Origin of the sequence: Westiellopsis prolifica IICB1, from assembly GCF_004323185.1 — a bacterium.
In the GTDB taxonomy this organism is placed as follows: Bacteria; Cyanobacteriota; Cyanobacteriia; order Cyanobacteriales; family Nostocaceae; genus Pelatocladus; species Pelatocladus prolificus_A.
On the sequence record NZ_NAPS01000002.1, the window covers coordinates 1,343,301 to 1,354,375 of the forward strand.

At 40.5% G+C, this 11,075-nt stretch carries 13 protein-coding genes; 5 read left to right on the plus strand and 8 right to left on the minus strand.

Going from position 1 to position 11,075, the window contains the following annotated elements; all coding sequences use genetic code 11:
- Positions 1-97: 97 nt before the first annotated feature.
- From B4U84_RS20095 to B4U84_RS20105, 3 genes are all read right to left on the minus strand, one after another.
- Complete coding sequence (locus B4U84_RS20095; RefSeq protein WP_044446959.1) at positions 98-1,078, minus strand: aldo/keto reductase; 981 nt, start codon at positions 1,076-1,078, stop codon at positions 98-100.
- Between the two features lie 132 nt (positions 1,079-1,210).
- On the minus strand, positions 1,211-1,510 hold the full coding sequence (locus B4U84_RS30715) for a hypothetical protein (RefSeq protein ID WP_165490322.1): 300 nt from the start codon (positions 1,508-1,510) through the stop codon (positions 1,211-1,213).
- Positions 1,511-1,623: 113 nt separating this feature from the next.
- Positions 1,624-1,920: a hypothetical protein gene (locus B4U84_RS20105; protein WP_131120302.1), complete on the minus strand. Its 297-nt coding sequence runs from the start codon at positions 1,918-1,920 to the stop codon at positions 1,624-1,626.
- Between the two features lie 229 nt (positions 1,921-2,149).
- Here B4U84_RS20105 and B4U84_RS20110 point away from each other — a divergent pair, with 229 nt between their 5' ends.
- Entirely contained in the window at positions 2,150-3,166 is a 1,017-nt protein-coding gene (locus tag B4U84_RS20110) for a zinc-dependent alcohol dehydrogenase family protein (RefSeq protein WP_131120304.1), read from the plus strand.
- 35 nt (positions 3,167-3,201) lie between these two features.
- On the opposite strand, the gene B4U84_RS20115 is transcribed toward B4U84_RS20110, so the two are convergent.
- Together B4U84_RS20115 and B4U84_RS20120 are read right to left on the minus strand one after the other, a co-directional pair.
- Positions 3,202-3,591, minus strand: coding sequence for a hypothetical protein (locus B4U84_RS20115; RefSeq protein WP_017310929.1), 390 nt, complete (start codon positions 3,589-3,591; stop codon positions 3,202-3,204).
- Positions 3,592-3,667: 76 nt separating this feature from the next.
- Positions 3,668-3,853, minus strand: a complete 186-nt coding sequence (locus B4U84_RS20120) for a hypothetical protein (RefSeq protein WP_017310930.1) — start codon at positions 3,851-3,853, stop codon at positions 3,668-3,670.
- Between the two features lie 467 nt (positions 3,854-4,320).
- Here B4U84_RS20120 and B4U84_RS20125 point away from each other — a divergent pair, with 467 nt between their 5' ends.
- The 3 genes from B4U84_RS20125 to B4U84_RS20135 all read left to right on the plus strand — a co-directional run bounded on the left by B4U84_RS20125 (position 4,321) and on the right by B4U84_RS20135 (position 6,624).
- Entirely contained in the window at positions 4,321-5,094 is a 774-nt protein-coding gene (locus B4U84_RS20125) for a MotA/TolQ/ExbB proton channel family protein (protein ID WP_017310931.1), read from the plus strand.
- Between the two features lie 115 nt (positions 5,095-5,209).
- Positions 5,210-5,851: an ExbD/TolR family protein gene (locus B4U84_RS20130; RefSeq protein WP_017310932.1), complete on the plus strand. Its 642-nt coding sequence runs from the start codon at positions 5,210-5,212 to the stop codon at positions 5,849-5,851.
- 401 nt (positions 5,852-6,252) lie between these two features.
- Positions 6,253-6,624, plus strand: coding sequence for a phage holin family protein (locus tag B4U84_RS20135; protein ID WP_017310933.1), 372 nt, complete (start codon positions 6,253-6,255; stop codon positions 6,622-6,624).
- A 100-nt stretch (positions 6,625-6,724) separates the two neighbouring features.
- On the opposite strand, the gene psb29 is transcribed toward B4U84_RS20135, so the two are convergent.
- Complete coding sequence (gene psb29 / locus B4U84_RS20140; RefSeq protein ID WP_071524766.1) at positions 6,725-7,432, minus strand: photosystem II biogenesis protein Psp29; 708 nt, start codon at positions 7,430-7,432, stop codon at positions 6,725-6,727.
- Between the two features lie 481 nt (positions 7,433-7,913).
- On the opposite strand from psb29, the gene B4U84_RS20150 reads away from it, so the two are divergent.
- Positions 7,914-8,510: a chromophore lyase CpcT/CpeT gene (locus B4U84_RS20150; protein WP_131120308.1), complete on the plus strand. Its 597-nt coding sequence runs from the start codon at positions 7,914-7,916 to the stop codon at positions 8,508-8,510.
- 137 nt (positions 8,511-8,647) lie between these two features.
- Here B4U84_RS20150 and B4U84_RS20155 read toward each other — a convergent pair whose 3' ends face one another.
- Both B4U84_RS20155 and hemF read right to left on the minus strand, forming a co-directional pair.
- Complete coding sequence (locus B4U84_RS20155; RefSeq protein ID WP_017310937.1) at positions 8,648-9,016, minus strand: STAS domain-containing protein; 369 nt, start codon at positions 9,014-9,016, stop codon at positions 8,648-8,650.
- A 227-nt stretch (positions 9,017-9,243) separates the two neighbouring features.
- Positions 9,244-10,293, minus strand: a complete 1,050-nt coding sequence (gene hemF / locus B4U84_RS20160; RefSeq protein WP_131120310.1) for an oxygen-dependent coproporphyrinogen oxidase — start codon at positions 10,291-10,293, stop codon at positions 9,244-9,246.
- Positions 10,294-11,075: the final 782 nt, after the last annotated feature.

The following is an 11,075-nucleotide window of genomic DNA, read 5'->3' on the forward strand; positions in this document are numbered from 1 at the left end:
ATCCCCGATCCCCAATCCCCAATCCCCGTACTCTATGAGAAGCCGCTGACGCGTCTACGCGTAGCGTCTCCTCTGGAGAATCCCCGATCCCCCTTCCCTAACGATTAACTGTACTCATGTCCGCATAGCGATCGCCTGCTGCGACATTTTTAGGAGCAACTTCATCGATGCGTTGCAAATCCTCCGGTGTTAAAGTAACCTCGACAGCTTTCACATTTTCCTCTAAATACTTGCGGCGTTTAGTTCCAGGAATGGGAACAATATCTTCTCCCTGTGCTAACAACCAGGCTAGTGCTAGTTGACTGGGAGTTACTTGTTTTTCAGCGGCGATCGCTTTTACTAATTCCACCAATTGCAAATTCTTGTTGAAGTTTTCACCCTGGAAACGAGGCGAAACACGACGAAAATCATCTTGTGCTAAATCATCAATGCTAGTGATCTGTCCAGACAAAAAGCCTCTTCCCAAAGGAGAATAAGCCACAAAGCCAATTCCCAATTCCCGCAAAGTCGGCAAAATTTCATCTTCTGGATCGCGTGTCCACAAAGAATACTCGCTTTGCAACGCTGTAATTGGGTGAACTGCATTGGCGCGACGAATCGTTGCTGGTGCAGCTTCCGAAAGTCCCAGGTAACGAACTTTACCTTGGTGTACAAGTTCTGCCATTGCTCCCACTGTGTCTTCAATTGGCACATTTGGATCAACACGATGCTGATAATAGAGGTCAATGTAATCAAATTTCAGCCGTTTCAGTGAAGCATCACAGGCTTGACGAACGTATTCTGGGCTACCGTTGATACTCCGGGAACTAGCATTTTGACTGCGTTGAATGCCAAACTTTGTTGCTAAAATTACCTGCTCTCGACGATCTGCGATCGCTTTCCCGACAAGTTCCTCATTTGCACCATAACCGTACATATCGGCAGTATCAAGGAAATTCACACCCAGTTCTAAAGCGCGGTGAAGAGTCGCGATCGACTCAGCCTCATCCTGAGCGCCATAAAACTCAGACATTCCCATACAACCAAGTCCCAAAGCGGAAACAACAAGCCCTTGTTTGCCTAACTTACGTGTTTTCATGGTTTTTCCTTGGTAGAACCTCACCAGTTGCGTTCTCAGCTTGCAGTCTGGGAACTGAATAATTGTCAAAATACTTAAAAGCCTAACGTTTTCCAGTCCAGTTAATATACATCTTGAGAATGAAGTCTAATATCATATTCTTTTCAAATTAATCTTAATATTTACTATTTCAAAAACTCGATGACGGAGTTCAAAGACTCGATGACGAGTATTAAAGACTCGACGACGAGTATCAAAGACTCGACGACGAAGCTCAAAGACTCGCCGACGAGTATCAAAGACTCGCCGACGAGTATCAAAGACTCGACGACGAGTATCAAAGACTCGCCGACGAGTATCAAAGACTCGACGACGAGTATAAAAGACTCGCCGACGAGTATCAAAGACTCGCCGACGAACCTCAAAGACTTGACGACGGAGATTATAAGTCAATAGGACTTACGCACACTCTACCAATTCTTGGCATCTTGGCTTCTTGGCGGTTTAATTAAGTAAAGCTTTTTGGCGATTTTTGCGTAAGTCCTGGTCAATAAGGAAAACAGTTATCAGGGTTTTACAGTTTGCCAAAGAGTGTCTACTTCCTCTGGCTGATAAATATCTTCACTCGCCAGTTCCACCAGATCAAGTAAACGCCTGTGTAAAAATGTTTTTGCAACTTTCACTAAGTTGTTTTCTGGGTAATTCGGATGCACCCATATATCTACCTGGACTGATTCGATTCCATTTGATTGCAGAATAAATCTGACTTTGTGAAATGGTTCATCAAAACCAGGTCTTTGCTGATTTCTATATATTTCGATATCTTTGATTTCATACCATTTCACGTTAATCACGATACACATAAATTTTGTACCAGACGCGATATATCGCGTCTCTACACCATTTGTATTTGTATCAGGGTTTTAGTGAAATGGTATCACCACCAAAATACATCGTTTCCTCCTAAATTGAAACTCAAACTTCACCCTTTTGTTGCTCCTCTCTTCATAGCCAGCATAATAGAAAGTGACCAATGACCAATGACCAATGACCAACCTTGACGAATAATACAAGTATTCAAACGGACATAATATGAAAGCCTACGAACTTCAAAATAATGCAGGTATTGACGCCTTGAAATTAGTGGAACGACCAGAATCAAAACCTCAAGCAGGTCAAATTCTCGTGCGTGTCTACGCCACATCTCTTAATTACCGTGACTTGATAGTAGCGACAGGAACTTATAACCCTACGCAAAAATATCCACTCATTCCGATGTCCGATGGTGCAGGTGAAGTGATCGCTGTCGGTGAAGGTGTAACACGAGTTAAAGTAGGCGATCGCGTCGCTGGTATTTTCTTTCAAGACTGGATTTACGGTCAACTCACCCGCCAGAAGATGAAATCTGATTTGGGGGGTGGCATTGATGGTATGTTAGCAGAGCATGTTATTTTACACCAAGACGGGGTAGTAATATTACCCGATCATCTTTCCTATGAAGAAGGTGCAACCTTACCCTGTGCAGCTGTAACAGCATGGCACGCCTTAGTAACTAAAGGTAACGTCAACGCCAATGACACAGTATTATTACTTGGGACAGGTGGAGTATCTATTTTTGCTCTCCAGTTTGCCAAAATCCATGGTGCGAGAGTAATTATTACCTCTAGCAGCGAGGAGAAACTAGCACGCGCCAGAGAATTAGGTGCTGACGAGACGATTAACTACAAAATAACGCCGGATTGGGACAACCAGGTTTATGAATTGAGCGATCGCACTGGTGTAGACCATGTGATAGAAGTAGGTGGTACTGGCACTTTACCAAAATCTCTACAAGCAGTCCGCATTGGTGGACGTGTCAGTTTAATTGGAGTTCTGTCGGGTAGAGGAGAACAAGTAGATCCTTTACCAATACTTTTTAAAAGTGTGACAGTCCAGGGAATTTATGTAGGTAGTAGAGAAATTTTTGAAGCAATGAATCAAACCATTGCTCAACATCAAGTTAAACCAGTTATAGATAAAGTATTTGCTTTTAATGAAGCACAAGAGGCTTATCGTTACTTGCAAAGCGCATCTCACTTTGGAAAAGTGGTGATTAAAGTCACACAATGAAGCGGTGAAGTGAGGATGGAGAGAGATTTGAATGATCAGTAATCAACTGGTTTACAGCCTAATTCTTCTAGCTTGACTTTCATATCTTCGTAGTTTTTGAAGTAAAAGTATTGCCGATTTTTTAAATCAACAACATAGTAGCCATTTTCTCCCCCATAAAGCTCCAATAGTACACTGAAAACTTCTTTTCTGGTTAATCCGAAGTGTTCTTCGATAGAATTATGTATCGATTTAGCTGCTTCAATTTCTGATTGTTTTAGAGCTTTTCCTAAAGTTAGGGTAGTTTTTTCAATGAAAAAATCATTATCTTTTCTCCAGTATGTCACTATGTGAAGTGGTCTAGTATAGGATTTTCTAGTAGGTATTTTTTTCAATTCTTCAGATGAATTGATAATTTGATACCTTTGAGCAAATTCTTCTTCCATAATTGCCTCTTAAGCAGCCTCTGATTACTATCCCCACAACAGTTAAAATCAGGTATGGGGATAGATATTGCATTAGTTAGGCTTTTTTGGAACTACATCCATTGCCTTTTTCATCTTTATCTTCTTTCACAATTTGTTCTCTCTCAACCGGATGACCTGAGCTTTCCTCCATATATTCTCCTCCTCCCAAAGGAGTAAATATCTCACCAATGTTCCTTTCATGAGCTTTTCCGTTTGTTTCACTTTCTTTTCTACTGTTCATATATAATTCCGCGCATTGCAATTGAAGAGCAAGAAAGTGGTAGCAAGTAAATTACTACCACAAAGGTTTTTTGCACAAAAATCTGTGTTGAGTCTTAGCCAAACTCAGCAGATTCAGGTTAAGGCAAGCTTGTCAAGTCCTTTAGCTTTGCCAATATGATTTCAACGATGGTTCCAGAAGCTATACATAAGCTATATATTCAATATTCACCCGCATTTAAGTTCACTACTTCTGGAGTAACCTATGCTGTCGTTAATTGAAATAATATTATAGTCCAGCTTCTGTAAAATTACTGATAAAAATTTTTATAAAAAAATTCCTGTTTATTGCAAAACTAATTTTCCCAATCCTCAATCTCCGTTAAGAGTTCCCCATATTTCTCAGATTCAACAAAGCCACCTTTACCACTCTAGTATTAAAATGCTGTGGGATAGTTGCTACAAAAACGGAAGGAGGGAATCTAAGCAGTGGAGATTTTAGATATATTTCGTAAAGTTGGGCCAGTGATTTGGCCATTACTTTTGTTTTCAGTATTGTCGTTAAGTGTGATTTTAGAACGTCTATGGTTCTGGTTACGAATTTTAAGTCAAGAAAAGGAAATTGTTAATCGCATTCTAGAAGCTGCGCGTAACGATTGGGGAATCGCCAGAAATATGGCTCAACAAGCAACTGATCAGCCAATTGGTAGGTTTTTGTATGCTCCTTTAAGCCAACCGGTAAGCAATACTGAACTGTTTCGACTAGCACTAGAGTCAACAGCAGAAACCGAATTAGCTCACATGCGACGAGGTGAAAAAGTTTTAGAACTTGTGATTGCTGTTTCTCCTTTGTTGGGATTGTTTGGTACAGTTTGGGGATTAATTAAATCTTTGGAATCAATTCGGATTGGCGATTTGGGAACAGAAGCAACAGCAGGAGTGACTACAGGTATTGGAGAAGCTCTATACAGTACAGCTATAGGAATGGGAGTCGCTATTGTTAGCTTGATCTTCTATCGATTTTTTCAAGCTTTACTAGTCAATCAAGTCAAAATATTCCGTCAAGCGGGGAATGATTTGGAAATTCTGTATTTGCAATCATCCCCTGATTTGAGCAAAGGTAAATCTAATATCAACGTACCTGAAGCGATTGTTCGGGATTCTACTGGTGGGAAATTCATTACTGGGCGCAAGCGAACTCAAAATAAGTTTTCTGAACCTCCAGAAATTTCAGATCCAGATCCATCTGATTCTGACAAGTAAGTTTATGTATGTTGTTGGTTGTTTGTTGTTTGTTTTTGGAGCAATCAACCATCAACTATCAGCCATGAATTAATCAGCAATTACTAATTACCGTCTTAACGCCAAACAATGTAATATGAAAATTAATTTACATGCTCCCATTGAAGATGCTCAAGTCCAGATCATTCCGTTAATTGATGTCATTTTTTGTATTTTGACGTTTTTCATCTTGGCATCTTTACAATTTACTCGCCAGCAAGCAATTAATGTTGACTTACCTAAAGCCAGTTCCGCAGCAGCAGGTAATATAAATGCATCGCAAAGTCAAAACATTTTACCTGTAACTATTGATGCTGTTGGTCAAACCTATGTAGAAAAACAACCGATTCAACGCGAACAGCTAGCAGGGATTTTAAGAAATTATTTGCAGAAAAATCCCAATGGTACTTTAGTACTCAATGCTTCTCGTTCAGCAACTTATAACGATGTCATAGAATTATTAGATTTGCTGCGACAAGTAGGAGGCGATCGCGTATCTTTGGGAATCATACCAGGCTCTTCAGATAAACCAGCCAGTTCTTCTCCTCTTAATCCTCCCTCTTTTCCGGTCAACCCTGGCGCAGCACCAGTTACTCCTGTTAATCCTCAAGGTGAGCTTAACCTCAACTCCCCTGCTATTCCTAATTCAGTTCCTTTCCCTGTTGCACCTGGTCAGTCTAACAGTGGTACTTCTCCTCAACAACCCACAGCACCAAGTAACACTAATTCTGCTCCTTAAATATGAAGTTAACAGATGTGCGAATAGCGCTAACGCGCATGGCTTCGCTAACTGATATCTTGCACCAACCCCGTATTCCGCCAATAAATTAATTGTGAGGCTAATAACATAAGTCCGTTAAAACGGACTCAGACATTGTCCTAGTCAGATTTATCTGACTTTAGCTATTAGCCAATAAATTTATTTGTTGGCGGGATGAAAAGCTGATGCAAGATATGAGCTAACGCACGTCTGTTAAATTTCTAAACCTAAAGATATCTAAAATATATTTTCGCTAGCTAAAGTTTTTCTGCTAACTTACAGATTAAAGCTTCATATTCGGTTTGTTTCTCTACATAAACCGAGGAGATTTTATTGCCTTTTTTTTACCAATCGCCATTCAAGTGTTAAGGGTTGTGGCAATGAATATTGTATCGCTTTTTATTGCTTGGTTAGTAGTAGCTGCGAGCTTTTATATTATTAGTAAAGTGCCTTTGATCGGAGTCGAAATTGATACTCCTCAAAAAACTTTGGTTTCTGCTGCTGTATTTGGAATTGTGACAGCATTAGTTAGACCAATACTAGAGTTTACATTCAAGCTACCAAATATCTTGACACTTGGATGGCTTGATGGATTTTTCTCATTTTTAATTACTGTTATCTGCTTTGGGATAGCAGCATATTTAGTACAAGGATTCCGCTTACGTTTTGGGATTTGGAGCGCAATTTTAGGAGCGCTAACACTCTCGATAGTGATGAAGATAATTTATACTATTTTGCCATTGAACAGTTAGTAGTGATTCCAATACTGTTCGGATAAAACAAAGAGATTGACATTTAAATCCTGTAGAGACGTTGCAGTGCAACGTCTCTACAATAACCAACAATCATTATTTATTCGCTAGCAGTTGGAGGGGTAAGTGTGGTACTAGATTGTTGACTACGTTGCTCACGTTTTTTGCGATCAGCTGAGAGCATATCAGCCATTACTACTAATGCTTGGGTCATTTTATCTAGGTTGGAACGATAAAGTTCCAAATCTTTATTGAGTTTGTCATCAGATAAATGTAAGCCTGCTGAAATGGATTTGAGTGCTTCAGTGCGTTGTTTTTCGTCTTTGACTAGTTCTGGGTCTGACAGTTCTAACAAAGAGAATAAACCGATCGCAAACAAACGACTATATTTAAATTTAGGATTGCTGGCGATCGCTTGCAAATGAGATTGTAAGTCAGCATCTCGATTTAACTGAGTTTGTTGGCTTAAAGCAGCAATTAAATCTTGAGGTGGCAAACTTTTTGCTATCTCTTGCAGACGTTGAGCATCCTGTTTATAGATTTGCGGATCTGCTTCTATTGATCGCAGTAGGGCGTTAAATATCGATTCCTTGTCCGATTCAGGTTCATAACCTTGCATAAATCGATCAAAGCAAGTAACGACGCCCAAAGCAAAAATTGGGTTATAGCTGAAATCAATATTTACTGCGAGCAGGTGCATTTCTACCATCAATTCCTCTACCACTCTCCGATAAATGGTATTAATCGGTCGGGTGTGGAGAGTGTGGAAAGTGCGCTTTGTATCTGATACAGTACGAACGTTATTCACAAAAAAAATTTCAATATTTTAGGGCGACGTATGTTTATTTTCTCGCTTTCAGGTCACTTTGCCAAGTTTGGTTTTTGAGGGGATCGGGGATTCTCCAGAGGAGACGCTACGCGTAGACGCGTCAGCGGCTTCTCATAGAGTACGGGGATCGCTTAAGGTGGGGCCCCCTCTGGGGATAAGGGGTAACGGGGATCGGGGATTGGGGATTCTCCNGCTTAAGGTGGGGCCCCCTCTGGGGATAAGGGGTAACGGGGATCGGGGATTGGGGATTCTCCAGAGGAGACGCTACGCGTAGACGCGTCAGCGGCTTCTCATAGAGTACGGGGATCGGGGATCGGGGATTGGGTACTAGTTCGGTTAAGGTGACATACTCCCACACTTGGTGCAAGCTGTAAGTGTGGGCTACGAGCGCGACTCCCGGTATCCCGTCGGACATTAACTGAGCTTCAGCTAAAATCCAAAATCCAAAATCCAAAATCCTATGACTTCTTTACCAGAGTTAATAGCCTTAGGTCAATATCTAGCGGGTGAGTTTGACAATAGAGAACAAGCTTTAGCAGAACCTGCTTGGTATGTCCATTTACGTTTGTGGCAAATACCTATACCTCTATTTTCAGAAGACAGTATTACTTTATTTGCTGAACAAGCCAGTATTGTTAAATTAGACCAACCCTACCGCCAAAGAATAATGCGGCTCACCTCTGGGTATAATCATGATACTCCTCTCAAAGTACAATACTACATGCCTAAAGACCCAGCAGCTTTACGTGGTGCTGGTCATAACCCTTCGTTACTTCAAACCTTGACACCTGATAAACTAGATTTGTTACCGGGTTGCGTTCTCAATATAAGTCAAGAAATACTAGCTCCCAACCAATATAAATTTACTGCGATCGCACCTGCAAACACTCGTTGCTGCTTTAATTATGCAGGTAACACCATACAAGTTTCCCTGGGATTTGAAGTTTCTCAACAAGAGTTGAAAACTTACGACAAAGGAATTGATCCTAACACTGCTAGTGCAACTTGGGGAGCGATTATGGGACCTTATCGCTACACCAAGCGAGAACAGTACTAACAGTACCAAATGTTATTGATGAAGTGTCTGGAATCAATCCCAAATCCAAAATCAAATGACAAATGACTTTTGACAAATGACCACCCCAACTAGTAGAGACGAGCCATGGCACGTCTTTACATTTGTGCCAACTTAACCTAGCTGGCGATACTACGAGGTACACCTTCTAAAGCTTCCTGCTCAGTTTCAAAGATTTCAAACACCGTATCCATCATTGTCACTTCAAAAACCAGTTTGGCTTCTGGGTGAACATTACAAATACGGAAACTACCCTTAACTTTGTCAGCATCGCGCATTCCTGCGACCAAAGAAGTTAAACCAGAACTGTCAATAAAATTGACTTGAGCAAGATTTACAACTACATGACGACTAAATTTAGAAATACATTCTTGCAATTTCAAACGAAATTGCCATGCTGTGGTGATATCCAAGCGACCTGTAGGTGTTAGTACGATAACAGTATTGCCGTCTTGGGTTGTATAAGTTTTTTGATCGATGTCTATCACATTCCCTCCCTTTGGCTTTGTCGAAATCTACTAGTTAGTAGTTAGTAGGGGCGTAGACGCACCCCATGGCTTCTTATTGAGTACAGACGTACTTAGCCTTGAAGCCGCAAGAGAGCGCGTCTACACCCATACAGTATTTGCTGGTTAATTATTTTACAACTCAATAACCACTATCGACTATCTACTATCCACTAACCACTTATCTCTAGTAGTTTAACTCACACTTTTTACGTGTGGCTTGGTGTCCAGTTTATCCAATCTTGGGGTTTGAGAAAGGTTTCGTATAATTCCGCTTCGGGTGTATTTGGTTCGGGTTTGTAGCCGTATTCCCAACGTACCAGTGGTGGTAGAGACATCAAAATTGATTCTGTGCGTCCGTTGGTTTGTAGCCCAAAGATTGTACCTCGGTCATAAACCAAGTTAAATTCAACATACCGTCCTCGACGGTATAGTTGAAAATTGCGTTCGCGATCGCCATATTCTATTGTGTGTCGGCGTTGAGCGATCGGCACATACGCAGGTAAAAAAGCACTACCACAACTTTGCACAAAAGCAAATAAATCTTCCCAACTACGGGATTTAATAGTCCCTACTTGATTGCTGTACTTAGCCGCCTCACCATCAGTATGGGGACCACGATACAAAACACCTTGTTGGCCATCTTGATAATCAAAAAATAGACCACCAACACCCCGTGTCTCACCCCGGTGCTTTAAATAAAAATATTCATCACACCAGCGTTTAAATACTGAGTAATACTCTGAGTGATGAGCATCACAAGCTTGTTTGAAAGTTTTATGGAAATGACTAGCATCTTCCGCAAATGGATAATAGGGTGTGAGGTCAGCACCACCACCAAACCACCATACCGGGCCAGCTTCAAAGTAACGATAATTAAGATGAACGGTGGGTACATAAGGATTACGGGGATGCAACACCATAGAAGTACCAGTTGCATAAAAACCGTGTCCTGCTGCTTCTGGACGTTGGGCTAAAATTGAAGGTGGCAAATGGGAACCCCAAACTTCAGAAAAATTTACACCACCTTGTTCAAAGATCGCGCCTTCACTCATGACGCGCGATCGCCCCCCACCTCCTTCTGGTCTTTCCCAAGAATCTTCTTGAAACTTCCCTACACCATCCAATTTTTCCAAAGCTTGTGTAATTTCGTCTTGTAACTGTTTCATGAACTGACTGACCCTAGTTTTAGCATCAGTCGGGGGTAAACAAGTAGATGATTCTATTGGCAAAGTTGGGCTTTGGGAGTTTGTCATCATAAGTTCAACGACCTAAATTACAGTTTGCAAAGAACAACTATTTTTTTACTAAAAATGCACGGCAACTAAAAAATCCGGCTAAAAATGCCCACCTTGCTTTTTTCCAGAGAATCAAGCATTTTGGCAATGTGTCGGTTTGACTAGAGTTATTGTCCCTCAAATGCGTATAGGCTTGTATATTGATTTTTTTTCAAATTCTTTTCTATGTGGAAATTTTTTGGTATATATACTTAGCCAGAGCAAATTAATAGACCAATGTTGAAAATAGGAGAAGTCATAAGAATTAAATGTAAAGAAAAAACATGTTTTTATGCTTAGTTGTAAGCATAAAAACATGTAAATTTTTACAAAAATTCATGAGACACTCTTGTCAGAAAAGTTTAAAAGAACAGAGGTTAATAAAAAATACCAATTTTTTAATCTTAAATGCAATCGCTAGAAAACGTAAAACCCAAACACTGCAACAATTATGTACTTATAAAATCTTATTGACTAATCTTTTACTTAGTTCTGTAAGTAACTGAGTTTTTATAACTCAAAACCAGCATATCAGTAAAAGAAAGTGTATAATTGCACACTATTTTTTCTGTGCATTTCCACAGTAGGTGGGAAGACATTAGACACTGATTAATATATTTATAAAAAATAGAAAAAGATGCTTGCTCTTGCGGTCTTTACCCAAGACATCAGGAGTTTCAATGAAACCAAGAGTGTAAGGCAAGAAAGACAAGGGAGTGTGGGGAGTGTGCGGAGTGTGCGGAGTGTGGGAAGTGTGGGGAGTG

Bases quoted from the DNA above. Each gene is read 5' to 3' on its own strand.
- B4U84_RS20150 (WP_131120308.1), top strand. From the start codon at position 7,914: ATGACTTCTTTACCAGAGTTAATAGCCTTAGGTCAATATCTAGCGGGT.
- B4U84_RS20135 (WP_017310933.1), top strand. From the start codon at position 6,253: ATGAATATTGTATCGCTTTTTATTGCTTGGTTAGTAGTAGCTGCGAGC.
- B4U84_RS20120 (WP_017310930.1), bottom strand. From the start codon at position 3,853: ATGAACAGTAGAAAAGAAAGTGAAACAAACGGAAAAGCTCATGAAAGG.
- B4U84_RS20110 (WP_131120304.1), top strand. From the start codon at position 2,150: ATGAAAGCCTACGAACTTCAAAATAATGCAGGTATTGACGCCTTGAAA.
- B4U84_RS20105 (WP_131120302.1), bottom strand. From the start codon at position 1,920: ATGTGTATCGTGATTAACGTGAAATGGTATGAAATCAAAGATATCGAA.
- B4U84_RS20095 (WP_044446959.1), bottom strand. From the start codon at position 1,078: ATGAAAACACGTAAGTTAGGCAAACAAGGGCTTGTTGTTTCCGCTTTG.
- B4U84_RS20115 (WP_017310929.1), bottom strand. From the start codon at position 3,591: ATGGAAGAAGAATTTGCTCAAAGGTATCAAATTATCAATTCATCTGAA.
- B4U84_RS20130 (WP_017310932.1), top strand. From the start codon at position 5,210: ATGAAAATTAATTTACATGCTCCCATTGAAGATGCTCAAGTCCAGATC.
- hemF (WP_131120310.1), bottom strand. From the start codon at position 10,293: ATGATGACAAACTCCCAAAGCCCAACTTTGCCAATAGAATCATCTACT.